Origin of the sequence: Pseudomonas aylmerensis (assembly GCF_001702265.1) — a bacterium.
Classification (GTDB): Bacteria; Pseudomonadota; Gammaproteobacteria; order Pseudomonadales; family Pseudomonadaceae; genus Aquipseudomonas; species Aquipseudomonas aylmerensis.
Genome location: NZ_MAUE01000032.1, coordinates 109,290 through 135,564 on the forward strand (window position 1 = coordinate 109,290; position 26,275 = coordinate 135,564).

Annotated in this window: 24 protein-coding genes; 13 read left to right on the forward strand and 11 right to left on the reverse strand. The window is 62.5% G+C overall.

Annotated elements, in window-relative coordinates; all coding sequences use genetic code 11:
- Positions 1–7: 7 nt before the first annotated feature.
- Both lptG and lptF read right to left on the reverse strand, forming a co-directional pair.
- Positions 8–1,087: an LPS export ABC transporter permease LptG gene (gene lptG, locus BBG20_RS21615; protein ID WP_065906929.1), complete on the reverse strand. Its 1,080-nt coding sequence runs from the start codon at positions 1,085–1,087 to the stop codon at positions 8–10.
- On the reverse strand, positions 1,080–2,198 hold the full coding sequence (gene lptF / locus BBG20_RS21620; RefSeq protein ID WP_016978267.1) for an LPS export ABC transporter permease LptF: 1,119 nt from the start codon (positions 2,196–2,198) through the stop codon (positions 1,080–1,082). The genes lptG and lptF overlap by 8 nt, the downstream gene beginning before the upstream one ends.
- Positions 2,199–2,481: 283 nt before the next feature.
- Here lptF and BBG20_RS21625 point away from each other — a divergent pair, with 283 nt between their 5' ends.
- The 5 genes from BBG20_RS21625 to rlmF all read left to right on the forward strand — a co-directional run bounded on the left by BBG20_RS21625 (position 2,482) and on the right by rlmF (position 9,142).
- Positions 2,482–3,972, forward strand: a complete 1,491-nt coding sequence (locus BBG20_RS21625; RefSeq protein WP_065906931.1) for a leucyl aminopeptidase — start codon at positions 2,482–2,484, stop codon at positions 3,970–3,972.
- A gap of 124 nt (positions 3,973–4,096) precedes the next feature.
- A complete protein-coding gene (locus tag BBG20_RS21630; protein ID WP_065906932.1) occupies positions 4,097–4,525 on the forward strand; it encodes a DNA polymerase III subunit chi in 429 nt (142 codons plus the stop codon).
- A 7-nt stretch (positions 4,526–4,532) separates the two neighbouring features.
- Positions 4,533–4,931: a DNA polymerase III subunit chi gene (locus tag BBG20_RS21635; RefSeq protein ID WP_065906933.1), complete on the forward strand. Its 399-nt coding sequence runs from the start codon at positions 4,533–4,535 to the stop codon at positions 4,929–4,931.
- 130 nt (positions 4,932–5,061) lie between these two features.
- A complete protein-coding gene (locus BBG20_RS21640) occupies positions 5,062–7,908 on the forward strand; it encodes a valine--tRNA ligase (protein ID WP_065906935.1) in 2,847 nt (948 codons plus the stop codon).
- A gap of 217 nt (positions 7,909–8,125) precedes the next feature.
- A complete protein-coding gene (gene rlmF / locus BBG20_RS21645; protein ID WP_065906937.1) occupies positions 8,126–9,142 on the forward strand; it encodes a 23S rRNA (adenine(1618)-N(6))-methyltransferase RlmF in 1,017 nt (338 codons plus the stop codon).
- A gap of 73 nt (positions 9,143–9,215) precedes the next feature.
- Here rlmF and BBG20_RS21650 read toward each other — a convergent pair whose 3' ends face one another.
- Positions 9,216–9,497: an HU family DNA-binding protein gene (locus BBG20_RS21650; RefSeq protein ID WP_003188840.1), complete on the reverse strand. Its 282-nt coding sequence runs from the start codon at positions 9,495–9,497 to the stop codon at positions 9,216–9,218.
- A 397-nt stretch (positions 9,498–9,894) separates the two neighbouring features.
- On the opposite strand from BBG20_RS21650, the gene yejK reads away from it, so the two are divergent.
- Together yejK and BBG20_RS21660 are read left to right on the forward strand one after the other, a co-directional pair.
- Positions 9,895–10,899 (forward strand): nucleoid-associated protein YejK, encoded by a 1,005-nt coding sequence (gene yejK / locus BBG20_RS21655; protein WP_010212893.1) that lies wholly within the window; start codon positions 9,895–9,897, stop codon positions 10,897–10,899.
- Complete coding sequence (locus tag BBG20_RS21660) at positions 10,899–11,252, forward strand: glutaredoxin family protein (protein ID WP_065906939.1); 354 nt, start codon at positions 10,899–10,901, stop codon at positions 11,250–11,252. The genes yejK and BBG20_RS21660 overlap by 1 nt, the downstream gene beginning before the upstream one ends.
- Here the strand turns inward: BBG20_RS21660 and BBG20_RS21665 are convergent, their stop codons facing one another.
- Genes BBG20_RS21665 through BBG20_RS21685 form a run of 5 tightly spaced genes read right to left on the reverse strand, consistent with a single transcriptional unit; the run spans position 11,253 to position 15,014 of the window.
- Positions 11,253–12,230, reverse strand: coding sequence for a FecR family protein (locus BBG20_RS21665; RefSeq protein ID WP_065906942.1), 978 nt, complete (start codon positions 12,228–12,230; stop codon positions 11,253–11,255).
- On the reverse strand, positions 12,227–12,805 hold the full coding sequence (locus tag BBG20_RS21670; RefSeq protein WP_065906946.1) for an RNA polymerase sigma factor: 579 nt from the start codon (positions 12,803–12,805) through the stop codon (positions 12,227–12,229). Before BBG20_RS21670 ends, BBG20_RS21665 begins: the two co-directional genes overlap by 4 nt.
- Before the next feature lie 9 nt (positions 12,806–12,814).
- Entirely contained in the window at positions 12,815–13,141 is a 327-nt protein-coding gene (locus BBG20_RS21675; protein ID WP_065906947.1) for a DUF3325 domain-containing protein, read from the reverse strand.
- Positions 13,141–14,715, reverse strand: a complete 1,575-nt coding sequence (locus BBG20_RS21680; protein ID WP_065906948.1) for a PepSY-associated TM helix domain-containing protein — start codon at positions 14,713–14,715, stop codon at positions 13,141–13,143. Before BBG20_RS21680 ends, BBG20_RS21675 begins: the two co-directional genes overlap by 1 nt.
- Positions 14,712–15,014, reverse strand: coding sequence for a DUF3649 domain-containing protein (locus BBG20_RS21685; RefSeq protein ID WP_065906949.1), 303 nt, complete (start codon positions 15,012–15,014; stop codon positions 14,712–14,714). The genes BBG20_RS21680 and BBG20_RS21685 overlap by 4 nt, the downstream gene beginning before the upstream one ends.
- Positions 15,015–15,184: 170 nt before the next feature.
- Between BBG20_RS21685 and BBG20_RS21690 the strand changes: the two genes are divergently transcribed.
- From BBG20_RS21690 to fecA, 3 genes are all read left to right on the forward strand, one after another.
- A complete protein-coding gene (locus tag BBG20_RS21690; RefSeq protein ID WP_065906950.1) occupies positions 15,185–15,673 on the forward strand; it encodes a sigma-70 family RNA polymerase sigma factor in 489 nt (162 codons plus the stop codon).
- Positions 15,670–16,611, forward strand: a complete 942-nt coding sequence (locus BBG20_RS21695) for a FecR domain-containing protein (protein WP_065906951.1) — start codon at positions 15,670–15,672, stop codon at positions 16,609–16,611. The genes BBG20_RS21690 and BBG20_RS21695 overlap by 4 nt, the downstream gene beginning before the upstream one ends.
- A 91-nt stretch (positions 16,612–16,702) precedes the next feature.
- Positions 16,703–19,039 carry a TonB-dependent Fe(3+) dicitrate receptor FecA gene (gene fecA / locus BBG20_RS21700; protein ID WP_065906952.1) on the forward strand — a complete coding sequence of 779 codons (2,337 nt, stop codon included), beginning with the start codon at positions 16,703–16,705 and terminating at the stop codon, positions 19,037–19,039.
- A gap of 195 nt (positions 19,040–19,234) precedes the next feature.
- On the opposite strand, the gene BBG20_RS21705 is transcribed toward fecA, so the two are convergent.
- Positions 19,235–20,146, reverse strand: a complete 912-nt coding sequence (locus BBG20_RS21705; protein ID WP_065906955.1) for a LysR family transcriptional regulator — start codon at positions 20,144–20,146, stop codon at positions 19,235–19,237.
- 104 nt (positions 20,147–20,250) lie between these two features.
- Here BBG20_RS21705 and BBG20_RS21710 point away from each other — a divergent pair, with 104 nt between their 5' ends.
- Positions 20,251–21,762, forward strand: a complete 1,512-nt coding sequence (locus BBG20_RS21710; protein WP_065906957.1) for an MFS transporter — start codon at positions 20,251–20,253, stop codon at positions 21,760–21,762.
- Positions 21,763–21,821: 59 nt separating this feature from the next.
- Here BBG20_RS21710 and BBG20_RS21715 read toward each other — a convergent pair whose 3' ends face one another.
- Positions 21,822–22,232, reverse strand: a complete 411-nt coding sequence (locus tag BBG20_RS21715) for an HPF/RaiA family ribosome-associated protein (RefSeq protein WP_065906958.1) — start codon at positions 22,230–22,232, stop codon at positions 21,822–21,824.
- A 212-nt stretch (positions 22,233–22,444) separates the two neighbouring features.
- Positions 22,445–23,392, reverse strand: coding sequence for a LysR substrate-binding domain-containing protein (locus BBG20_RS21720; protein WP_065906960.1), 948 nt, complete (start codon positions 23,390–23,392; stop codon positions 22,445–22,447).
- 137 nt (positions 23,393–23,529) lie between these two features.
- Between BBG20_RS21720 and BBG20_RS21725 the strand changes: the two genes are divergently transcribed.
- A complete protein-coding gene (locus BBG20_RS21725) occupies positions 23,530–24,906 on the forward strand; it encodes an L-serine ammonia-lyase (protein ID WP_065906961.1) in 1,377 nt (458 codons plus the stop codon).
- 60 nt (positions 24,907–24,966) lie between these two features.
- Positions 24,967–26,259: a serine/threonine transporter gene (locus BBG20_RS21730; RefSeq protein WP_065906963.1), complete on the forward strand. Its 1,293-nt coding sequence runs from the start codon at positions 24,967–24,969 to the stop codon at positions 26,257–26,259.
- The last annotated feature ends 16 nt before the right edge of the window (positions 26,260–26,275 follow it).

Below are 26,275 nucleotides of genomic sequence, written 5' to 3' on the forward strand. Positions count from 1 at the left end.
CGCAGCATCAACCGGCGCGGCGCAACAGCCAGAACCCCGCCAGGGCGCAGATACCGGTCGGCACCAGCACCGCAAACAACGGCGAGAACCCGAACACCAGGCTCGACGGGCCCAGCAGGTCCTGGGCAATCCGGAAGGTGAAGCCGACCAGCACGCCGGTAAACACGCGCTGGCCGAGGGTGACCGAACGCAGCGGGCCGAAGATGAACGAAATCGCCATCAGTACCAGCGCGGCGGTAACCACCGGCTGCAACACCTTGACCCAAAACGCCAGCCAGTAGCGGCCGTTGTTCAGGCCCTGGTCCTTGAGATAGTGGATGTAACCCCACAGGCCGGAGATCGGCAGGCTTTCGGGGACCATCACCACGGTGTTGAGCAATTGCGGCTTGAGGGCGATATCCCACTCCTCGCTTGGCACATTGATCACTTCGGTGCTGGCCTTGGTGCCTTGGCCGATATTGCGGAAATAAGTCGTGGTGACGTCGCTCAGTTGCCACTTTTCATCGCCGTACTGCGCACGTTTGGCGAAGCTGGACGCCAGCAAGTGACGTTCCTTGTCGAACGTGTAGCGCGTGACCCCGATCAACAGGCCGCCCGGCTGCACGGCGTTGATGTGGATGAACTCATCACCCTGGCGGTGCCACAGGCCATGCTTGGAGCTTTGCGCATCGCCTGAGCCCTGGGCCAGGGCGCGGTTGGCCTGGGCCGTGGTTTCAGCCGGTGGCGCGACGTATTCGCCGATCAGCACGCTGCACAGCATCAGCAGCAGCATGGGCTTCATCACCGCCCAGACGATACGGCCGATGGACACCCCGGCGGCCCGCATGATGGTCAGTTCGCTGTTGCTGGCCAGGCTGCCCAGGCCGATCAGGCAGCCGATCAGCGCGGCCATCGGCATCATGTCGTAGAGACGACGCGGTGCGGTGAGGGCGACGTAGCTCAGCACGTCCCACACGGTATAGGTGTCGCTGACGTTGCCGACTTCATCGATGAAGGCGAACAACGAGGCCAGGCCCAGGATGATGCCCAATACCGCCAGGATGGCGATCAGTACGCTGCTACCAATGTAGCGATCGAGCTTAGCCACGAGCCAACTCCTTCTGGCCACGACGGCTCATCATTTTCAAGCGTATAGGTTCCCAATACAGCAGCCCCAGGCCGATCACCAGGAAGATACCGTGCACCCACCACAGGCCCAGGGTCGGCGACAGCTTGCCTTTCTCCAGGGAGCCACGGGCGGAAATCAGGATGGTCAGGTAAGCCATGTACAGCAGGATCGCGGGCAACAGCTTGAGGAAACGGCCCTGGCGCGGGTTGACGCGCGACAGCGGCACGGCCATCAAGGTCACGATGAACACCAGCAGCGGCAGGGAAATCCGCCATTGCAGCTCGGCGATCGAGCGCAGCTCCTTGCTGCCGAACAGGTCGGTGGTGGGGATGGCATCGCGGTCAGTGACTTCGTCGCTGATGTCCGGACGAGCCAGCATCACGCCATAGGTGTCGTACTTGATCGCACGATAATCCGCCATGCCCGGGCTGCCATCGTAGCGATAGCCATTTTCCAGGATCAGGTAGCGGCTGCCGTCCGGACGGACTTCCTGGCGGCCGGAATCGGCTACCAGCACGGAAATGCCGCGGTCTTTCTTGTCCTGGCCCAAGCGTTTTTCAGAGATGAAGACACCGCCCAGGTTGGCGCGGTCGTCGGTCAGGGTTTCGGTGTAGGTCACCCGTGAACCGTCGTTCAGGGCCTGGAAACGGCCGGGTTCGAGGGTGTCGAACTCGGTCATCGCGTCCTGCTTGTTCAGCACCAGCTGGAACTGCATGGCGCCTTGCGGGGCCAGGCTCAGGCTCAACCAGGCCACGATCAGCGCGACGCCGGCGGCCGGGATCATGGTCATGCCCAACAGGCGCTGCTGGCTCATGCCGGTGGCCGAGAGCACGGTCATTTCGCTTTCAAGGTACAGGCGGCCGTAGGCCAGCAGGATCCCGAGGAACAGGCCCAACGGCAGGATCAGCTGCAGGAACCCCGGCAGGCGAAAGCCCATGATCAGGAACAGCGAGCCTGGGTCCAGGGCGCCGGAGGCAGCCTGGGCCAGGTATTTGACGAAACGACCACTCATGATGATGACCAGCAACACCGCACTCACGGCACTCAGGGTCAACAGGACTTCGCGGGACAGATAACGGAAGACGATCAAACCAGACACTCCAGGGTTGTCAGGCTAAGGCGGCCAAACAAGCAGCATACCGAGTCAGCCCGTTTACAGCGGGCCGGCTAAAAAGATGGCGCATTATCCTGTGATTGACCGCGCCTGTCACTGCGCAACCTCATGCGCATGCACAAAGCACGTGGCAAGGGTTGTCAGGCTCCGCCGGCGAGGTTCAAACTGCGGCCTTTGTCGCGGGCGGCTTACACCGCTGCCCAGCCTTAAAGCCGGCGTACAGACGCACGGCTCTCAGACCTTTATAAGGGACCCGAAAATGGAATTGGTTGTAAAAAGCGTTAGCCCCGAAACGTTGAAAACCGCCACCCTCGTGGTCGCCATCGGCGAAGGCCGCAAGCTCGGCGTCGCCGCCAAGCAACTCGACGAACTCAGCGGCGGTGCGATCAGCGCCGTGCTCAAGCGCGGCGACCTGGCCGGCAAAGTCGGCCAGAGCCTGCTGCTGCAAAGCCTGCCCAACCTCAAGGCCGACCGCGTATTGCTGGTGGGCGTGGGCAAGGACGCCGAGCTCGGCGACCGTCCATTCCGCAAGATCATCAGCAGCATCCTCAGCACCCTCAAGGGCCTGGGCGGCAGCGACGCGGCACTGGCACTCGACGAAATCGTCGTCAAGGGCCGTGACAGCTACGGCAAGACCCGCCTGCTGGCCGAGACTCTTGTCGACGGCGGTTACATTTTCGACCAGTTCAAGAGCCAGAAAGCCGAACCGCGCGCCCTGAAGAAAATCACCCTGCTGACCATCAAGGCTGCCCAGGCTGAAGTCGAGCGCGCCGTGACCCATGCCCAGGCCATCGCCAACGGCATGTCGTTCACCCGCGACCTGGGCAACCTGCCGCCGAACATCTGCCACCCGACCTACCTGGGCGAACAGGCCAAGGCGCTGGGCAAAGAGTTCAAGGGCCTCAAGGTCGAAGTGCTGGACGAGAAAAAGATCAAGGAACTGGGCATGGGCTCGTTCTATGCCGTGGGCCAGGGCAGCGACCAGCCGCCACGCCTGATCGTGATGCAATACAACGGCGGCAAGAAGTCCGAGAAGCCTTACACCCTGGTGGGTAAAGGCATCACCTTCGACACCGGCGGCATCAGCCTCAAGCCGGGCCTGGGCATGGACGAGATGAAGTACGACATGGGCGGCGCCGCCAGCGTGTTCGGCACCCTGCGCGCCGTGCTCGAGCTGAAGCTGCCGATCAACCTGGTGTGCATCCTGGCCTGCGCCGAGAACATGCCGAGCGGCGGCGCGACCCGTCCGGGCGACATCGTCACCACCCTGAGCGGCCAGACCGTCGAAATCCTCAACACCGACGCCGAAGGCCGCCTGGTGCTGTGCGACGCACTGACCTACGCCGAGCGCTTCAAGCCACAGGCCGTGATCGACATCGCGACCCTGACCGGCGCCTGCGTGGTTGCCCTTGGCGCCCACACTTCGGGCCTGCTGGGCAACAACGACGAGCTGATCGAGCAACTGCTCAGCGCCGGCAAGGCTGCCGACGACCGTGCCTGGCAATTGCCGCTGTTCGATGAGTACCAGGAGCAACTGGACAGCCCGTTCGCCGACATCGCCAACATCGGCGGCCCGAAAGCCGGCACCATCACCGCGGCCTGCTTCCTGTCGCGCTTCGCCAAGAACTTCAACTGGGCACACCTGGACATCGCCGGCACCGCCTGGACCAGCGGCGGCAAGGACAAGGGCGCCACCGGCCGTCCGGTGCCCCTGCTGACCCAGTACCTGCTGGATCGCGCCAAGGCCTAAACGCAACCCCTGCGCAGGAGCCGGCTTGCCGGCGATGGCTGCCTTGAAATCGCCACCAGACTCAAGGGCCTCATCGCCGGCAAGCCGGCTCCTGCAAGGGGTATGCGCATGCCCAGGAACTGTAATGACCCAAGTCGACTTCTATATATTGCCCAGCGCCGATCCCTCCGCGCGCCTGGACTTTGCCTGCAAACTCACCGAAAAAGCCTGGCGCATGGGCCACCGCATCTACCTGCATTGCAGCGACGCGATCCAACGCGATGAACTCGACGCCCGCCTCTGGCGCTTCAAGGGTGAAAGCTTCGTGCCCCACGGCCCCGCCGAATCCGAACCCGAAGGCCTGATCGTCCTGGGCCTGGGCGACAGCTGTGGCGATCACCATGACCTGCTGGTCAACCTGGACCTGAAAGTACCGCCCTTTGCCAAGGCATTCGCCCGCGTGGCGGAAGTGGTGGTCGAAGATCCGGCTATTCGTCAGGCCGCGCGGGAGAGTTTCCGCTTCTACCGCGAACAGGGCTATCCTTTGCAAGATCACCGGCTACAACGACTTTGAGCACATGATGGACACTCCAAACCCTATAAAAAAAGACGACCACCTGCTGGACGACCTCGAGTCGATCCGTCAGTTGCTGGGTGATGATGACTTGCAACCGCCGCTGCTGACCGAATCGGTCAATGGCGAGGTACAGATTCCGCTGTTGTTCGACATGGTCGGTGGCAAACCCGCCGCACCTGAGCCGGTTGCGGCGCCTGTCGCGCCAGCCGCCCCCGTTGCAGAGCCTGTCGCCGAGAAGTCCCCGGACGCCTTGTTGCTGCACCTGGACAACGAACTGCGCGCCGCCGCGCAATTGATCATGCAAGACGTGATCGACGACTTTGCCCCGCATATCGAGACCGAGATCAAGCGCCGGCTGGATGCGCGCATGGAGCGGCTGATCGCCGCGGCCACAAGCAACTAGCTTCAAGCCTCCAGCTGCAAGTCAGAGCACCGCGATCAACTTGCAGCTTGTCGCGTGTAGCTTGCAGCTGCTCCCCCCCGCTATACTTGTCGGCTTTCCTGAATTGATGCCAACTAGGGTCCCGCCGCGCATGGATAAGACCTACCAACCGCACGCTATTGAAACTTCCTGGTACCAGACCTGGGAGTCCGAGAATTATTTCGCTCCGCAAGGCGCGGGCGATTCCTACACCATCATGATTCCGCCACCGAACGTCACTGGCAGCCTGCACATGGGCCATGGCTTCAACAATGCGATCATGGATGCGTTGATCCGTTTCCGCCGCATGCAGGGCCGCAACACCCTGTGGCAGCCCGGCACCGACCACGCCGGCATCGCCACCCAGATGTTGGTGGAACGCCAACTCGAAGCCACCGGCCAGAACCGTCACGACCTCGGTCGCGAGAAATTCCTCGAGAAGATCTGGGAATGGAAAGACCAGTCCGGCGGCAACATCAGCCGTCAGATCCGTCGCCTGGGTTCGTCCGTCGACTGGAGCCGTGAGCGCTTCACCATGGATGACGGCCTGTCGGAAGCCGTGAAAGAAGCCTTCGTGCGCCTGCATGAAGACGGCCTGATCTACCGCGGCAAGCGCCTGGTCAACTGGGACACCAAGTTGCACACGGCGATTTCCGACCTCGAAGTGGAAAACCACGACGAGAAAGGCTTCCTGTGGAACCTCAAGTACCCGCTGGCCGATGGCGCCAAGACCGCCGAAGGCAACGACTACCTGATCGTCGCCACCACCCGTCCGGAAACCATGCTCGGCGACGCCGCCGTGGCCGTTAACCCGAACGATGAGCGCTACCAGGCACTGATCGGCAAGTTCGTCGAGCTGCCGCTGGTCGGCCGCCGCATCCCGATCATCGAGGATGATTACTGCGACCCCGAATTCGGCACCGGCTGCGTGAAAATCACCCCGGCCCACGACTTCAACGACTACGAAGTCGGCAAGCGTCACAACCTGCCGCTGCTGAACATCTTCGACAAGAACGCCGCTGTCCTGCCGGCCTGCCAGGTGTTCAACCTCGACGGCACGCTGAACGACAGCATCGACGGCAAGATCCCGGCCGAATACGCCGGCCTCGACCGCTTTGAAGCACGCAAGCAGATCGTTGCGGCCTTTGACGCCGCCGGCCTGCTGGTCAGCGTTGACGACCACGGCCTGAAAGTCCCGAAAGGCGACCGCTCCGGTACCGTGATCGAGCCGTGGCTGACCGACCAGTGGTACGTGTCGACCAAGCCGTTGGCTGAGCCGGCCATTGCTGCCGTGGAAGACGGCCGTATCCAGTTCGTGCCCAAGCAGTACGAAAACATGTACTTCTCGTGGATGCGCGACATCCAGGATTGGTGCATCAGCCGTCAGCTGTGGTGGGGCCACCGCATCCCGGCCTGGTACGACGAGTCGGGCAAGGTGTATGTCGGCCGCGACGAAGCCGAAGTGCGTGCCAAGCACAACCTGGGGGCTGACGTTGCGCTGCAACAGGACAACGACGTGCTGGACACCTGGTTCAGCTCGGGCCTGTGGACCTTCTCGACCCTGGGCTGGCCGCAGCAGACCGAATTCCTGAAGAAATTCCATTCCACCGACGTGCTGGTCACCGGCTTCGACATCATTTTCTTCTGGGTTGCCCGGATGATCATGCTCACCATGCACCTGGTGAAGAACGAGGACGGCACGCCGCAGGTACCGTTCAAGACTGTGTACGTGCACGGCCTGGTGCGTGATGGCCAGGGCCAGAAGATGTCCAAGTCCAAGGGCAACGTCCTGGACCCGCTGGACATCATCGACGGCATCGACCTGGAAACCCTGGTGCAGAAACGCACCTCGGGCCTGATGCAGCCGAAACTGGCGAAGAAGATCGAGAAGCAGACCCGCGACGAATTCGCCGACGGCATCGCCAGCTACGGCACCGATGCCCTGCGCTTCACCTTCTGCTCGCTGGCGTCCACCGGTCGCGACATCAAGTTCGACATGGGCCGCGTCGAAGGCTATCGCAACTTCTGCAACAAGATCTGGAACGCCGCGCGCTACGTGCTGGACAAGGGCGAAGACTGTGGCCAGAACGGCGAAGCCTATGAGCTGAGCCTGGCTGACCGCTGGATCATCTCGCAGCTGCAGCGCACTGAAGCCGAAGTGACCCGCCAACTCGACCAGTTCCGTTTCGACCTGGCCGCACAAGCCTTGTACGAGTTCATCTGGAACCAGTATTGCGACTGGTACCTGGAACTGTCCAAGCCAGTGCTGTGGGACGAAAACGCGCCGGTCGAACGCCAGCGCGGCACCCGTCGCACCCTGGTACGCGTATTGGAAGTGGCGCTGCGCCTGGCGCACCCGTTCATGCCGTTCATCACCGAAGAAATCTGGCAGCGCATCGCGCCGCTGGCCGGTATCGACGGCAAGACCATCATGCTGCAGCCTTGGCCGGTGGCCAATGAAGCACGCATCGATGAAGCCGCCGAAAGCGACATCGAGTGGCTCAAGACCCTGATGCTCGGCACGCGCAACATCCGCGCCGAAATGAACATCGGGCCGGGCAAGCCACTGGCCGTGTTCGTCAAGAACGCCAGCGCCGAAGACCAGCGTCGTCTCACCGAGAACGACGCCCTGCTCAAGAAGCTGGCGAAGCTGGAGTCGATCACTGTGTTGGCCGACGGCGCCGAAGCACCACTGTCCGCCACCGCGCTGGTGGGCGACATGGAAGTGCTGGTGCCGATGGCCGGCCTGATCGACAAAGGTGCGGAACTCGCACGTCTCGACAAGGAAATCCTGCGCCTGCAAGGCGAAGTGCAGCGGGTGGGCGGCAAGCTGTCCAACGCGGCATTCGTCGACAAGGCGCCGGCCGAAGTGATCGAGAAGGAACGCGCCAAGCTGGCCGAGGCTGAACAAGCCCTGGGCAAGCTGGCGGAGCAACATGCGCGGATTTCCAGCCTGTAAGGGTGCGAACCGTGTGAAAAAAGGGACCTTCGGGTCCCTTTTTTTTGCCTTGAAAACCCAATCAATGTAGGCGCTGGCTTGCCGGCGATAGCATCACCTGGGTATGGCGGATGGACCGAGTCGCCAGCATCGCAGGCAAGCCAGCTCCCAGATTTGAACGAGTTGGCCTCAGGATGTGTGACAATGCCCACCACTTTGAGCCAACACCAGAATCAACATGACCGCCCCCAGCACGCCAAAACCTCCGCGCAAGAAGCCTAAAACCGCCACCCCGGCCAAGCCCGTGGTACCGCGCAAAGAGGCCACCCTGCACCCGCGCAACCGCCACACAGGCCGCTACGACTTCCCGGCGCTGATCAAGACCACGCCGGAACTGGCGCAATTCGTGATCATCAACCCGTACGGCAAGGAAAGTATCGACTTCGCCAGCCCGGACGCGGTGCGAGTGTTCAACCGCGCGCTGCTGAAAAGCTTCTATGGCATCCAGCACTGGGACATCCCGGCCGATTACCTGTGCCCACCGGTGCCGGGGCGTGCCGACTACGTGCACTTCCTCGCCGACCTGCTGGCCAGCGGCAATGACGGCAAGATCCCGCGCGGTTCGATCGTCAAGGTGCTGGACATCGGCATGGGCGCCAACTGCGTCTACCCGCTGATTGGCTACATGGAGTACCGCTGGAACTTCCTCGGTTCGGAGGTCGACCCTACCGCCGTGGCCGCCGCCAAGGCCATCGTGCAGTCCAACGACCTGAGCAAGGTCATCCAGCTGCGCCAGCAAACCAACCCCAAGCAGATCCTGCTGAACCTGCTGGAGCCGGGTGAGCGCTTTGACCTGACCATGTGCAACCCGCCGTTCCACGCGTCCATGGACGAAGCCACCAAGGGCAGCGAGCGCAAGTGGCGCGCCCTGGGCAAGGCGGACCCCAAGCGCAAGTTGCCGGTACTGAACTTCGGCGGCCAATCGGCCGAGTTGTGGTGTGAAGGCGGCGAGGCGCGGTTTGTGACGCAGCTGATTGCCGAGAGTGCGCATTTTGCCCACAAGGTGTTGTGGTTCAGCACACTTGTGTCAAAAGCGTCGAACTTGCCCGCGATCGAGACAGCCCTGAAAAAGGCTGGCGTGCTGGAAAGCCAGGTGGTGGAAATGTCCCAGGGGCAGAAGCAAAGCCGCTTCGTGGCCTGGACTTTCCAGACCAAGAACGAACAGCAAATCTGGCGCCAGCGCTGGGTTCGCTAGGACCGGCAACAAATCGCAGGCAACAAAAAACCGTGCCCGGATCGCTCCGGAGCACGGTTTTTTTTGCTGCGTCTTACTTGTTAACAGCGTCGGTCAGGCCTTTGGCCACAACCAGCTTGATAACTTTCTTGGCAGCGATTTCGATGGCAGCGCCAGTCGAAGGGTTACGGCCAGTACGGGCAGGACGCTCGGTCACTTTCAGTTTGCCAACGCCTGGCAGAGTGATTTCGCCGCCGTTTTCCAGCTGGTCAGCAACAACTTGGCTCAGTTGGTCCAGCAGAGCGCGCACGGTAGTTTTCGGTGCGTCTACTGCTTCAGCCAGGTCAGCGATCAGTTGGTCTTTAGTAATAGCCATTGTGGTGTTCCTTCCCTATCAAATTCATATGGATTGCAGAGTGCAGTGTCAGCCGTCGAGCCTGGCCGTCATGGCCTGGCACCCCCGGCTATAACCACGGAGATCGGGGTTATAGATGCTTGAAACGGGGATTGGTTCGACCTGACAGATGCTGAATGCACGCTTATCGCCGAGACTTGGCGTAAGACGGGGCAAAACTAGCACAGAGACGGGGAAATATCCGCTTCTACCTACCCATTTGGTCAGCTTTATCGCTCTAAACCGTGAAAAAAAGGCATATGCCCCGTCGGAGAGCCTGCAAAATGCCCTTCGACAGGTGTCTTGGCCAATGGGTGCGGTACACTGGGCGACTTTTCGGGGAGGCCAACCGCTCCCCGCTCAACCAGCCGAGAAGCCTATGCCGATCCGTCATTGCATCGTCCACCTGATCGACAAAAAACCCGACGGCACACCCGCAGTTCTCCACGCCCGCGACTCCGAACTCGCCGAGTCGGCCGCCATCGAGAACATGCTTGCCGACCTCAACGAGAGCTACAACGCCAAACAAGGCAAGGCCTGGGGTTTCTTCCATGCCGAGTCCGGCGCGCACCCGTTCAGCGGCTGGTTGAAGGAATATTTCGACGGTGGCCAGGATTTCACCACCTTCAGCCGCACCGCTGTCGAGCACCTGCAAAAGCTGATGGAGGAGTCCAACCTGTCCACCGGCGGCCACGTGCTGTTTGCCCACTACCAGCAAGGCATGACCGATTACCTGGCCATCGCCCTGCTGCACCACAGTGAAGGCGTGGCGGTGACCGACGAGCTGGACGTGACCCCCTCGCGCCACCTCGACCTGGGCCAGTTGCACCTGGCGGCGCGCATCAACGTCTCCGAGTGGCAGAACAACAAGCAGTCCAAGCAGTACATCTCGTTTATCAAAGGCAAGAACGGCAAGAAGGTCTCGGAGTACTTCCGCGACTTCATCGGCTGCCAGGAAGGTGTCGACGGCCCGGGCGAGACGCGCACCCTGCTCAAGGCCTTCAGCGACTTCGTCGAAAGCGAAGACTTGCCGGACGAGTCCGCCCGCGAGAAAACCAAGACCCTGGTCGATTACGCCAGCAGCCAGGCCAAGCTCGGCGAGCCGATGGGCCTTGAAGAATTATCGGGTTTGATCGATGAAGATCGGCCAAAGGCGTTCTACGACCACATCCGCAACAAGGACTACGGCCTGTCGCCGGAAATCCCGGCGGATAAGCGCACTCTCAACCAGTTCCGCCGTTTCACCGGACGCGCCGAGGGCCTGTCCATCAGCTTTGAAGCGCACCTGCTGGGCGACAAGATCGAGTACGACGAAGCCGCTGGCACCTTGATCATCAAGGGCCTGCCAACGCAATTGACCGATCAGCTCAAGCGCCGTAACTGATGCTCGGCGGGGTTTTCAAGAAAGTCCTGCTGGTGTTGCTGGTGGTCGTGGTGATCCAGAACTGGGGCAAGATCGAGCGGGTGTTCAACCCTTCGCAGGTGGCGCCCGAACACCTGCGTGAGTCAGCGCAGGTGGTGCTCTACACCACCGAGTGGTGCGGCTACTGCAAGCAGATTCGCCGCTTCCTCGACCAGAAAGCCATTCCCTACCAGGCGTTTGATATCGAAAAGGACGCCCAAGCCCGCAAGGCGTATGAGGCGCTGGGCGGCGGCGGAATTCCGTTTGTGGCGGTGAACGGCACGCTGATCCGCGAATACAGCCCCGAGAAAATCATGGCGGCGCTGACTCAGTAATCAGCGCACCACGATCATCCGGCCCAGCAGCTGGTGTTGTTCAAACCCCAGCACCGCCTGCAAGGCATTCAATACGGCTTGCGGGTCCTTGCTCGGGAAGCTGCCGCTGACGCGCTTGGCGCCCATCTCTTCGTTGAGCAACAGGATGCGGCCAGGGTAGTAGCGGCCCAGATCCTTGAGCACGTCCGCCAGCGGCGCCTTGTAATAGTTGAGCCAGCCGTCGCGCCACGCCAGGCGTGACTCGCTGTCGACCGCATGCAGGGGCTCTGCGATGCCATCGACGTAGGCCACTTGCTGGCCTGCCGTGAGTATTTGCTGCTGGCCCTGCTTCGACGGCGTCACCCCAACCCGCCCCGACAACACCGTCACCTGGGCCCCCGCCGGTTGCAGGCGCACTTCAAACTGCGTGCCCAACACCCGCGCCTCGCCACTGCCCGCCCCCACGACAAACGACTGGCCGGTGTGGGCCACGCGGAAAAATCCTGCGCCTCGACGTAGCTGGATATGCCGCTCGCCGTGGCTGAAATCCACGGCGATGGCGCTGTCGGCATCCAGGGTTACCTGGGATTGATCGGCCAGGGTGATGGTCTTCACCTCGCCTGGCGCGGTCACGTAGTCGGCGCCGAAGTCATCGACCCAGCGCGAAGGCTGCCAGCCAGCGCCCATCGACACCATCACCAGCAAGCACGCGGCCATGGCCATGGCGCCGGACCAGCGCAGCACTCGCGAACGCGTCGGAGTGTTCATCGCATTCAGGTAGCCCTGCAGCGCCAGGGCGTCTTCGTCCGCCAGCTTGCGCGCTGGCACTTCGCTCAGTTCCCACAGGACCTGGGCCTGGGAATAGGCCTCGACGTGCGCGGGGTCGGCGCGCAACCAGCGGCTGAACGTGGCCTGGTCGCCGCTGCTGGGTTGATCATGCAGCAGGCTCAGCCAGGCGAGAGCGGCCTGTTCCTGGTCGGGCGTGGGGCTGGCGTTCACGGTGCTTTCCCTGGCGTGCGTGGGGGTGAGGGTTCGCGAAGGCTGGCCTTGCAGGCTTCGAGGGCACGCATCATATGTTTTTCCACGGCACTTTGGGACAAGCCCATCGCCTTGGCGATCTGTGCGTATTTGCGGCCATGGATGCGGTTGAGCAGGAAGATCTGTCGGGTGCGCTCCGGCAAGCTGCGCAGCGCGGCCTCGACATGGCGCAGGTCATTGCCCGCTTCCAGTGCAGCCTGGGGCTCGCAGCCCTGGTTATCCTGCTGTTCGGGCAACCAGCCCTCGCTGCTGCGCACCCGCGCGCCTTCGCTGCGCAAGTGGTCGATGGCGATGTTGCCAGCGCAGCGCAACAGGTAGGTGCTGAGTTCTTCGACCTGCACCAGCGGCCGGCGCCAGAAACGCAGGAACAAGTCCTGCACCAGGTCTGCCGCCGTCGCACGGCAACCGACGCGGCGGCTGACCAGGGCTTCCATCTGCGAACGCTGGGACAGGAACACTTGCAGAAAATGCGCACGCCCGCCCGCCGCTTCAGCGTGCTGGCTGTCCGGGGATTCGGGCGGCGTGCTGATCATCATGGCTGGGGCTCAGAGGGTGGCGAAGGCCGCGACGGGGCTGGCCAGCAGTCCGACGCCCGCCAGGATCAAGGCCAGCCTTGGCCGATACGGCAACAACAGCACCAGCAGCAGTGCGCTGAGCATCAACACGGCGCACCACTCCACCAGGCCCTGGCCCCAACCGGCGATGCTCACGGCCGGCCAGATCGACACACTCAACAGCAACCAGCCGATCACCCGCAGCCCCATACGCCGACGCGCCGAAGGCTTGCTGTGGAGCAATTCGCCATGATGACGGTCGGTGGACAGGCACAAGGCAGTGAAACCGGCGTAGCACATCAACAGGGCGAGCAGCATCAGTTCGCCTCGCGCTTGAGGGTCATCGGGCGCGCACGTTCGGCCTTGGCCACGGGCGCGGTGCGGTGTTGCATCTTCCAGGCAGCCCAGCTCAGGAACGCGCCGCTGGCCAGGCAAGTCAGGTCGAAACCGGCCATGGCCCAGTCGCCGGTGACCAGGGACACACCCAGGTGGCTGGACGTGGTCAGTGCGTTGAGCACAGGGATGGCAACAAACAGCAGCGCGCCAACACTCAACTGCTCGACCCAACCCTGGCGGCCGCGACGCAGGATCGCGTGCAACAGACTCAATCCCCAGGCGATGAAGAAGGTTTGTACTTCCCAGTCGGAGCGTTCGGCGAAGCTCACCGGCAACAGGCGATTGGCCCAGAAAAACGCCGCGATCGCGATCATCAGCCCGGACATGCTGGCCATGTTCAGCACTTCGACCAGGCGCAACTCAAACGGCATGACCGAGGCCTTTGCATGCTTGAGCTGGCGCTTGCCCAGCCAGATCACCAGCCCCGTGCCGATCATCGCCGTGCCCGCCAGGCCGCAGATAAAGTACAACCAGCGCAGCACCGGGCCGGCGAAATGGCCCATGTGCAAACCGTAGAAACTGCCGCCGATCACCGCCGGCAGCGACTGCTCGCCGCTCACCCGCAGCAGCTCGCCGGTGCTGCCGTTGAACGACACGGTGCTGCCGAAATCATGGACCACGCGGTCGGAGCCGGCGCGGAACACATTCACCGATGCGTTGACATCACCGGGGTTATTCACCGCCAACCGCCCGACATGACCGCCCGCCCACTGCGCCCGCGCTTGCTCGTACATCGGCACCAGCGGCAGCAGTTCGGCCGGCTGGCCCAGCGCGGGCGCATTGTTGGAGGCCGGGAACACCTCATTGAAAAAGGCACGGGTGTCATTGCCATAGGAGGCCAGGATCGGCGCCGGCATGACCAGGCTCATGAAAATCACCAGGCTGCTGTAGGTGATCATCAAGTGGAACGGCAGCACCAGCACCCCGACCGCATTGTGCCCGTCGAGCCAGGAGCGCTGGCCTTTGCGGGGGCGGAAGGTGAAGAAGTCCTTGAAGATTTTCTTGTGGGTGATGATGCCGGTGATCAACGCGACAAACATCACCATCGCGGCAATCGTCGACAACCAGCGTCCCCAGGGATGAGGCATCTGCAGCTGGAAATGGAAACGATAGAAGAACTCGCCGCCCATGCTTTCGCGGGCCTGCACCGCCTGGCCGCTGACCGGGTCGAGGGTTTTCTGGATGAAGTTGCCACGCTTTCCGGGGTCGACCTTGTCTTGCCACATCACCGACAGGCCGGGGTCACGGCTGTCGGGCAAGGTGATGAACCAGCGCGCGGCGGACGGCGCCACCTGCTGCAGGTAGGTTTGCGCGACGCTCAGGCTGCGCGCATCGTCCAGCGGATGGGCCTGCACTTCAGGCTGCATCCAGTGGCTGATCTCATCCTTGAAATACGACAGGGTGCCGGTCAGGAAAATCGCGAACAGCAGCCAGCCAAAGATCAATCCGGCCCAGGTGTGCAGCCAGGCCATGGCCTGGCGAAATCCCTCTTTCATGTGCGTGTCATCCAGAACCCCACACCCGCCAGGGTGGCAAACGCCGCACTCGGCAACATCACGCCGAACCAGGCGCGCGCGGCACTGCGACAGGCGAAACACCAGAGCACCGCCAGCAGATAGAACACAAATGAACTCATCATCCCGGTGATCACCGCATCGGCGCGGCTGGTGGGCATCCAAAGCGCCAGGCAGATACTGGCGAGCGAAGCCATCAGGTAGCCGCCGACCACGGCAGCCAGCACGCGCGAGGTCACGGCAAGACGATAAGAGACAGGCAGCGAGGTTTTGCTTTTCATGCGGGAGGCGCCAGGTTCATCAGCGCGCAATATTAATGATAAATATTCTCATAAGCAAAACAGAACGGATGAATCACCTGCCCAGGCCGATTGCCGAAGCCGTTCTTGCGCCCTACAATGCGAACAATTCTTGTTCTCTAACGTGCATGGGTGCTTGTGGAGTGTCTTCGTTGAGCCCGTCCCACACCGTCGAAGTGTTGTACCACGACCATCACCACTGGCTCACCGGCTGGTTGCGACGCAAGCTCGGCTGCCCGGAAAGCGCCGCCGACCTGGCACACGACACGTTCATCCGCGTGCTGACCGCCCGGGAAGCCCCCACGCTGATCGAACCGCGCGCATTCCTCACCACCGTCGCCAAGCGCGTGCTGTTCAATTTCTACCGCCGCCAGGACCTCGAGCGCGCCTACCTCGATGCTTTGGCGCAAATGCCTGAGCACGTGGCGCCGTCGGAAGAAGAACGCGCGATCATCCTGCAGACCCTGATTGAACTGGACCAGTTGCTCGACGGCCTGCCCGTGCAGGTCAAGCGTGCATTCCTGCTGGCGCAGCTCGACGGCCTCACCTACGCACAAATCGGCGCGGAGCTGGGCATCTCCATCGCCACCGTCAAGCGCCACCTGAATAAAGCAGCGATGCGCTGCTACTTCGCCCTATGAACTTCTCGACCCAGGTTGCCGAACAAGCCGTGCACTGGCTGATGGAAATGCAGCAAGGCGCACTCAACCCGCGCCAGCAGGCGGCCTGGCAGCATTGGCTGAATGCCCACAGCGAACACCAGCGCGCGTGGGACCATATCCAGCGCGTCAACCAGCGCCTGCGCGGCATGCCCTCGCCATTGGCGCACGCGGCGTTGAACGCGCCAACGTCCACCAGCCGGCGCCAGGCACTGAAGTTGCTGTTGATCCTGGGGGCCGGTTCGGCGGCGGCCTGGAGTCTGCGCCAGCAACATATCCTGCCACCGCTGACGGCCGATTACCGCAGCCCCGTCGGCCAGCGGCGCAAGGTGCAATTGGCCGATGGCAGCCAGTTGCAGCTCAATACCGGCAGCGCGGTGGATGTACATTTCGATGGCCAGCAACGGCTGATCCGCCTGCTCGAAGGCGAGATCCTGCTGACGGGCATCGCCGGCGCGACACCGCTGCACGTGCTGACCGGCCAGGGCGTGCTCAGCAGCCAGGCAGCGCGCCTGAATGTGCGCCAGTTCAACGACCACACCCAAGTGGCGGTCTTCAGCGGGCGCGTCGAGGTGATGCCCAACCACTACAGCGGCCTGCCGCTGACAGTCGAGGCCGCACGCCAGGTCAACTTTACCCGCAAGGGTTGGGACACCCCGCGCGCCACCGACGCCAACAGCGGTGCCTGGGCCGATGGCATGCTGATGGCCGCGCACATGCGCCTGGAGGACTTCCTCGCCGAACTGGGCCGCTACCGCCGTGGCCAGGTCAACTGTGACCCGCAAGTCGCCAATTTGCTGATTTCCGGCAGCTACCCGCTGGACGACAGCGAGCGCATTCTCGACCTGCTCGAAATCAGCCTGCCGGTGAAAGTGCGGCGCTTTACCCGCTATTGGGTGACCGTGCAGGCACGCGCCTGAAATTATTTTCAATCCCAGTGAGCCGTTTTCCACACCTGGCGTGACAGAGAAGGAAAGCCACCTTGATCCTTCCTTCTCAGGACCGCTCTTCATGCCCCAGCAACCCACCCTTCTCGCCCGCACCCTGCGCCAACTCCTGCTCGGCGCCAGCCTCGGCCTGACCGTGCTGCCACCGGTAATGGCCGCTGACGCCAAGCCCTACCACATCGCCCCAGCGTCGCTGGAAGCGGCACTGAACCAGTTTGGTCGCGAAGCCGGCGTGCTGATTTCCTTCGGTTCCGAAGTCACCGCGGGCATGCAGAGTCGTGGGTTGTCGGGCAATTACGGCGCCGCTGATGGCCTGCAGAAACTCCTCGAAGGCACCGGCCTGCAAGCGCGTGCCGAAGGCGACAATGCCTACAGCCTGCAACCGGCCAACGCCCCGGCCAGCATTGAACTGGGCACCTCCAGCGTGGTGGGCGACTGGCTCGGCGATGCGGCGCAGACCAACGTATTCGAACACCCCGGCGCCCGCGACGTGATCCGTCGCGAAGAATTCGAACGCCAGGGCGCGACCCAGGCCCGTGATGTGCTCAACCGTATTCCCGGCGTCAACGCTCCGGAAAACAACGGCACCGGCAGCCATGACATGGCGCTGAACTTCGGCATTCGTGGCCTCAACCCGCGCCTGGCCTCACGTTCGACCGTGCTGATGGACGGCATCCCGGTGCCATTCGCGCCGTATGGCCAGCCGCAACTGTCGTTTGCACCGATCAGCATGGGCAACATGGACGCGGTGGACGTGGTGCGCGGCGGCGGCGCTGTGCGCTATGGCCCGCAGAACGTCGGCGGCGTGGTCAACTTCGTGACCCGCGCGATTCCCGACGCGCCAACCGTCAAAGGCGGCCTGCAGACTGAAACCAGCCCGTCCTCCAGCCACGACGGGTTCAAGACCACCGGCAATTTGCTCGCCGGCGGCACCGCCGACAACGGCCTCGGCGGCGCGATCCTCTACTCCGGGACCCGTGGCGGCGACTGGCGCGAAAACAGCAATACGCGCATTGATGACCTGATTCTCAAAGGCAAATACCAGCTCGACGACGCCAACAGCTTCAACGCCATGGCGCAATACTACGAAGGCCAGGCCGATATGCCTGGGGGGTTGAACGTCAAGGACTACAAGGCCGACCCATACCAATCCACCCGTCCCTACGACAAGTTCTGGGGCCGGCGCACCATGTTCAACGCCGGCTACCGCTACCAGGAAGATCGCCGCGAATTCACCGCCAACACTTTCTTCACCACCACCTTGCGCAACGGCTACCTGGACCAGGGCAACTTCCTCTCGCTGTCGCCACGCGAATACTGGGTGCGCGGCCTCGAAACGCGCTTCGCCCAAGGCTTCGACCTCGGCCCGACCAGCCACGAAGTGGGCATCGGCTACCGCTACATCAACGAAGCCGGCCACGAACTGCGCTACCGCACACCGATCGCCGCCAACCAGCAGATCCCCACCACCGACAGCCGCAACGACCGCGACACCCGCGGCAGCACCGAGGCCAATGCACTGTTCCTCGATGACCGGATTGATATCGGCAAGTGGACCATCACCCCGGGCGTGCGCTACGAAATGATCAAGTCCGAGCAGACCGACCACATCAACAACCTGAACTACAAAGGTGACTACAACACCGCACTGCCGGCGTTGAACGTGCTCTATCACCTCACCGACAGCTGGAACCTCTACGCCAACACTGAAGGTTCGTTCGGCAGCGTGCAATACAGCCAGATGGCCAAGCGCGTGCCCAAGGGCGAAGTGCAACCGGAAAAGGCCCGCACCTGGGAACTCGGGACCCGCTACGACGACGGCACCTTGCGTGTAGAGATCGGCGCGTTCCTGATCAACTTCGACAACCAGTATGAAAGCAACCAGACCGATGACTCGGTGATCGCCCGTGGCGAAACCCGCCACCAGGGCATCGAGACCAGCGTCAACTATGCACTCGACGGCCTGAGCCCGGCGTTGGCGGGGTTTGATGTGTACGCCACCTATGCCTATGTCGACGCCACCATCCGCGAAGACGGCCCGAACAAAGGCAACCGCGTGCCCTTCTCGTCCAAGCACAAAGGCACCCTCGGCGTGGGCTACACCGAAGGCCGCTGGAAGCTCAACCTGGACAGCAGCTTCCAGAGCAGCCAGTTCGCCGACAACGCCAACACCGAGGCCGAAAGCGCCAACGGTGCCACCGGTCGCATCCCCGGCTACATGCTGTTCAGCAGCCGCGCGGCGTATGACTTCGGCCCGCAACTATCGGACTTGAACGTGGCCGTCGGAGTGAAGAACATCTTCAACACCCAGTACTTCACCCGTTCGTTCGACGACAACAACAAGGGCAAGTATGTCGGCGAGCCGCGTACGGTATACGTGCAGACGTCTATCGCGTTCTGACTGCCGAGCAAAGCCCACGCGGGCTTCCCGTGGCAAGCAGGCTTACTGTGGAGAGCAGGCTTAATGTGGAGAGCAGGCTTAATGTGGCAAGCACGCTTCCTGTGGCGAGCGTGCCTCCTGTGGCGAGCGTGCCTCCTGTGGCGAGCGGGCTTGCCCCGCGTTGGGTTGCGAAGCAACCCCAAAAAGCCCTGACACCTAACTCCCCGCCAAACAACTAGGCGTCGCAGCAACCAAGGCATCAATGGCACAACGCGTCTTGGCCGGCATATGCGCCGCCGTCGGCCAAATCACATGGATCGGCGCAGGCTGGTCGCGATAGCTCGGCAAAACCGCCTCCAGTTGCCCACGCAAAACATAGTGGGCAATCAACCAACTCGGCAGCCAGGCCAGGCCCACCCCCGCGATCGCGGCATCGGCCACGGCCTGGAGGTCGTCCATCATCAACGGCGAGGCCACCCGCGCACGGTGCGCGCGCCCTTGCGCATCCTTCAACTCCCATTCCAGGCGTGGAGCACTGCAGCGGTAGGCAATACCGCGATGCCCCGCCAAATCCTCGATGCACCCGATCCGGCCGCTGCGCTGCAAATACGCAGATGACGCCGCCAGGCCGATGGCCTGTTCGCCCAGGCGACGAGCACTCAAGCGATCAGTGTCGGGCAGCGGGCCAATACGCACCGCCAGGTCAAAACCCTCCTGCGCCACATCGATCAGCCGATCCGAGAACGAAATCTCGATCTCCAGCTCAGCAAACTGGTCCATCAACCGCCACAGCGCAGGCGCGGCATAATGGTGCCCGAACGCCAGCGGCAGGCTCGCGCGCAGGCGTCCGCGTGGCTGCTGCCGACCGCTCTCCAGCACCGACTCGGCGGCCTCCAGCTCCGCCAGCGCGCGCAGGCAATGCTCGTAATAGGCCTGGCCGTCCTCGGTCAACCGCTGGCGGCGCGTGGAACGCTGCAGCAAACACGTGCCCAGGCGCGCCTCCAATCGCGCCAGCCCTTTGCCGACCGCAGAGCGCGTGAGGTTAAGCCGCTCGGCGGCTTCGGTCAGGTTGCCGCTTTCGACGATCTGTAGAAACAGCTCGACGCCATCAAAACGCGGAGTGGCCATGATTCGATTGTCGCTCTTGATTCCCTGATAAGAAGAAAACTTATCACGAATAAAGAAACAGATTCCCCTGAAAATGACCCGATTGCCATCGACAGGAGAATCCCATGCCACCCGCCGCTACGTTATCTGCCGCCACGCCCGCGCTTACCGCCAGGAACGGCCTGGCCCTCACCGCCGTGTGCCTCGTCGCCCTCATGTTCGGCCTGGAGATTTCCAGTGTGCCCGTCATCCTCCCGACGCTTGAACGAGAGCTGGGCACCGGCTTTCAGGATGCTCAATGGATCATGAATGCCTACACCCTGGCCTGCACCAGTGTGCTGATGGCGGCGGGCACGCTGGCCGACCGCTTCGGGCGGCGGCGCATGCTGGTGCTGTGTCTATGGGTGTTCGGCCTGGCATCGCTGGCCTGTGGATTGGCCGATCATGCGCCGACACTGATCGCGGCACGTTTCGTACAAGGCGTGGGCGCCGGGGCGATGATGATCTGCCAGTTCGCGATTCTTTCGCACCTGTTCCGCGAGCCGGCGGCACGGGCGCGGGCGTTTGCGATATGGGGCGTGATTGCCGGCATCGGCCTGGGTTTCGGGCCGATGGTGGGCGCGTTGATCCTGGCGATCGCGGATTGGCGCTGGGTCTTCCTCGTGCATGTGCCGCTGACGGTGTTCACCCTGGCGCTGCTGCACATCAGCGTGCAGGAATCCCGCGATCCGGCGGCCCATCGCCTGGACATCGCCGGCATGCTCACGTTGACGCTGTCGGTCTTTGCGCTGGTGTACTTCATTACCCAGGGCACCGAGCAAGGCTTCGGCACGGCGCCCATGCTCGGCTGGGCCGGGTTGGCGATCGGTGGGTTACTGCTGTTCATCGTGGTCGAGCGCCGCAGTGCGCAGCCGATGTTCGATTTTTCGGTGTTTCGAATCCAGCGTTTCAACGGCGCGCTGATGGGCTCCATCGGCATGAACTTCAGCTTCTGGCCGTTCATGATCTACCTGCCGCTCTACTTCCAGGCCGGCCTCGGCTACGACACCTTGACCACCGGCGGCGCCCTGCTCGCCTACACCTTGCCCACCTTGCTGGTGCCGCCGCTCGCCGAACGCCTGGCGCTGCGCTACGGTGCCGAGCGCATTATCCCGCTGGGGTTGGGCCTGATGGGTGCTGGCTTCCTGGCCATGGCCACCGCGAATGGAACCGGGCATCCGAGCCTCTCCTGGATGCTGGCCAGTTGTGTGATCGCCGGCGTGGGCCTGGCGCTGACCAACTCACCGACCACCAACACCACCACTGGCGCGGTCTCGGCTGATCGCGCGGGCATGGCATCGGGCATCGACCTGAGTGCACGCCTGATTACCCTGGCACTCAACATCGCGTTGATGGGGCTGGTGCTGTTGTTGGGGATCAGCCATTACCTGGCCGAAGTATTGCCCGCCACCACGGCCTCACAGTGGCCGGCCCTCAGCCAGGAGATTGCGGCAGGCAAACTGGAAGTGCCTGGGCTGGCAATCTCCCAGGCACAGGCGGGGCTGCGCCAAGGGGCGGGATGGGCGATGCTTTTTGCCGGCTTGGGGGCTGGCGTCCTGGCACTGCTGAGCGGGTATTTCTTCCGACGCGGCCGCTAAACGAAAACGGGCCTGCATGTGCAGGCCCGTTTCAGTCGGAGGGTAAAAACCTTCAGCGATCAGCTGTTAAACACGGCACGTTCTTTTTCCAGAAACTCCTGTTCAAGCTCATCTTCATTCACTTTGGTGTCCGACAGACTTTTCCCGGCAGCGCGGGGCTTGCCTTGCAGTTTGCCGAATAAATGTTCCAACGCATGGTCCAGCTTGGTCGCAGCGCCGTCGATCGCCTGCTCCAAGGTATCGGCCTTGTGCAGCACCGACAGCGGTTGATGGCCTTTTGGCCGCGCTTCCAGGCGGCAACTCAGATCGTGGGGACCGGGCTTGTCGCCGTTCTCATCCCGCAGGTAGACCTCGACACGGGTCAGGTCTTCTTCATAACGTTCGAGCGTGCTTTCAATGGTATTACGTACCCACTCCTCCAGTCGGATGCTGCTTTCAATATGGTTATCGCTATTGACTTGGATTTGCATAGTTCTTCCCTTATTTCAGCTAGCTCGCGAGAGGTCACAACTGCAACACCGGTGTGGTGAAACCATGACCTCTTGATTACACAATTGAGCAGTCAGCAGAACAATTCAACCCCTTTGCAAAGATAAATCACACATTACAAATTAACTCTGACTACGAGCAAAAACGCTGGTAGGGTGGGGAGTTAGTTACATCTTCTTACGCCCGACAATCCTCACAATTGCCCCTCTCCCAACGGGTGCAAGCTGCGAAAAATCCCTGCTTCCTCCACCAGCCAGTCATGCACTGCCCGCACGCCCGGATGGCTCAGCGCGCCCGGCGCATACAGCAGCACGTAGCGTTTATGGTTGGGCACGGCCAGGCCGAACGGCACGATCAAGGTGCCGCGCTCCAACTCATCGTTGAGCAAGGTGCGCCGCGCGATGGCCACGCCCATGCCGGCGATGGCGGCCTCGATGGTCAGGTGATTGCGGTTGAAGGTGTGCCCGCGCCGTACGTCGGCGTGGTGATAGCCGATGGCATTCAGGTAAAACTCCCACTCGGCGTACTCATAACTCCCACGCCACGCGGTAATGTCATGCAGCAACGGGAAATGCACCAGGTCAGCCGGCCCATGCAACGGCGGACGGCCGCGCAACAGGCTGGGGGCGCACACCGGGAAAATCTGTTCATCCAGCAAGGCTGTGGATAACAGGCCGGGGTAGCTGCCGTCGTTCAGGTCGATCGCCAGGTCGAAGTCGCCCTCGTGCAGTGCAATGCTGCTGTCTTCGGCAACCATGCGCAGCTGAATATCCGGGAACCGCTGCTGCAGGCGGGGCAAGCGCGGCGTCAGCCATTTGCCCAGAAACGACGGGATCGAACGCAGGCGCAAGGTGCCGCTGATCATCCCCGCATCCAGGCGCTGCAACTCGGCATCAATGCTGCCGTAGGCCTCCCCCACTGTGGTCGCCAGCCGCTGCCCCTCTGCGCTCAACTCCACGCCCCGCGCGCGCCGATGGAACAGGCGGAAACCCAGGCGCTCTTCCAGCTGGCGAATCTGCTGGCTCACCGCCCCCGGCGTGATGTGCAGTTCCTCGGCGCAACGGGTGAACGACAAATGCCGCGCCGCGCAGGAAAAAACGTGCAACCAGACATACGTCTGGCCATGAAGGGGCCGGGTCATAGGGTTTAGTCCTGCTAAAGGGTGTCTTAGGATAATTCGTTGGTCAGTGCCGTTCCAGAGGCTCAGTATCGCGCCAATTGCGCTCGTCCTACAAAACATGGCAGCGATTCCTACTCCATTGCTTGTAAGGCTTTAGCATGGCTATCAGTGTTTTCGATCTATTCAAGGTGGGCATCGGCCCGTCCAGTTCCCATACCGTCGGCCCGATGCGCGCTGCGGCGACGTTTGCCCAAGCCCTCATCGACCAACAGCTACTCAGCGAAACCCGTCGCGTCGAAGTGCGCTTGTACGGCTCGCTGTCGGCGACCGGCGTGGGCCACGCCACCGACCGCGCCTGCGTGATGGGGCTGATGGGCGAATGGCCAGACCAGATCGACCCCACCTCCATCAACGCCCGTATCCAGCAACTGCGCGAGAGCGGCCGGCTGCTGCTCGCCGGCCAGCAGGACATCGACTTCAACTGGCACGGCGACCTGTTGCTGCTCGACGAAAGCCTGCCCTACCACCCCAACGCCATGTCCCTGCATGCCTACGGCGACAATGGCCTGCTGAGCGAGCAAACCTATTACTCGGTGGGCGGCGGTTTCATCATCGAAGCCGCTGAAGCGGCTTCGGGCATTGCGCCGACCAGTGACGTGGAGTTGCCCTACGACTTTTCCAGCGCTGTCGAACTGCTGGCCCTGTGCAACCAGCACGGGCTGCGGGTTTCGGAACTGATGATGGCCAACGAGCGCGCGTGGCGCAGTGACGAGGAGATCCGCAGCGGTCTGCTGCATATCTGGTCGGTGATGCGCGAATGCGTCGAGCAGGGTCTGCGCGATGAAGACATCTTGCCCGGCGGCCTGGACGTGCCGCGCCGCGCTGCGAAACTGCACCGCAGCCTGCTGGAAATCGGTAAACCGAATGTGATCACTTCGACCTTGTCGGCGATGGAATGGGTCAACCTGTTCGCCCTCGCCGTCAACGAAGAAAACGCCGCCGGCGGGCGCATGGTTACCGCGCCGACCAATGGCGCGGCCGGCATCATCCCGGCGGTGCTGCATTACTACATGAAGTTCAACCCCGACGCGTCTGACGACGACGTAGTCAATTTCTTCCTGGCCGCGGCCGCCGTCGGCATCCTCTGCAAGAAAAACGCCTCGATCTCCGGCGCCGAAGTCGGCTGCCAGGGCGAGGTCGGCTCGGCCTGTGCCATGGCCGCCGCCGGCTTGGCCGATGTGCTGGGCGCCACGCCCGAGCAACTGGAAAACGCCGCCGAAATTGGCCTGGAGCACAACCTCGGCCTGACCTGCGACCCGGTCGGTGGCCTGGTACAGGTGCCGTGCATCGAGCGCAACGCCATCGCGGCAGTCAAGGCGATCAATGCCACGCAGATGGCCCTGCGCGGTGACGGCAAACACTTCATTTCCCTCGACCGGGTGATCCGCACCATGCGCGATACCGGCGCCGATATGCATGACAAATACAAAGAAACTTCACGGGGCGGCCTGGCCGTGAACTGGGTGGAGTGCTGAGGCGCATTCCCTGACCGCCCCAACGTGAGCCCGCGCAAAAATAATAACGAGGCAATAACGATGACCGATGTACGTACACCTGCTGCCGAAAATCCCGCTGTAGACCTGACGACCCCCGTTGCAAAAGGCTGGAACAAACACGACACCACCTGGATGCTTGGCCTCTACGGCACCGCCATCGGCGCGGGCACCCTGTTCCTGCCGATCAATGCCGGCGTCGGCGGGTTCTGGCCGCTGATCGTGCTGGCACTGCTGGCCTTCCCGATGACCTTCTTCGCCCACCGTGGGCTGACGCGCTTTGTGCTGTCGGGCAAATCCGGTGACATCACCGAAGTCGTCGAAGAGCATTTCGGCGTGGGTGCGGGCAAGCTGATCACCCTGCTGTATTTCTTCGCGATCTTCCCGATCCTGCTGGTGTACAGCGTGGCGCTGACCAACACCCTCGGCAGCTTCATGGAACATCAACTGCACATGGCGCCGCCGCCCCGGGCGATCCTGTCGCTGGTGCTGATCCTCGGCCTGATGGCCATCGTGCGCTGCGGCCAGGGTGTGATCGTCAAGGCCATGAGTGTGCTGGTCTACCCGTTCGTCGCCGCCCTGCTGTTGCTGGCGGTGAGCCTGATCCCCAACTGGAACGGTGCATTCTTCGCCTCCGCCGGCGACGGCATGCCGCTGCCGATGTTCTTCAAGACCCTGTGGCTGGCAATCCCGGTGATGGTGTTTTCGTTCAACCATTCGCCGATCATCTCCGCCTTTGCCGTCGACCAGAAACGCGTGTACGGCGCGCAGGCCGAGCGCAAGAGCAGCGGCATCCTGGACACCGCCCACGGCATGATGGTGCTGACCGTGATGTTCTTCTGCTTCAGTTGCGTGCTGGCGCTGTCGCCGGCTGACCTGGCGGCGGCCAAGGCCCAGAACATCTCGATCCTGTCGTACCTAGCCAACCACTTCCAGACGCCGGTCATTGCCTACGCCGCGCCATTGATCGCGCTGGTAGCGATTACCAAATCCTTCCTGGGGCACTACATCGGCGCCAGCGAAGGCTTCCAGGGGTTGATCGTCAAATCCCTGCGCGGGCGCAACCGTTCGATGTCGTCCAAAGGCCTGGAGCGCTGCACCGCGCTGTTCATGGTGCTGACCTGCTGGGCCGTGGCGACGTTCAACCCGAGCATCCTCGGCATGATCGAGACGCTGGGCGGGCCGATCATCGCGTGCCTGCTGTTCCTGATGCCGATGTACGCGATCCGCCGCGTGCCATCCCTGCGCCAGTACTCGGGCCAACTGTCGAACGTGTTTGTGGTGGTGATCGGGTTGATTGCGCTGTCTGCGATCGTTTTCTCGTTACTGCCCTGAAATAGCCCACAGACCT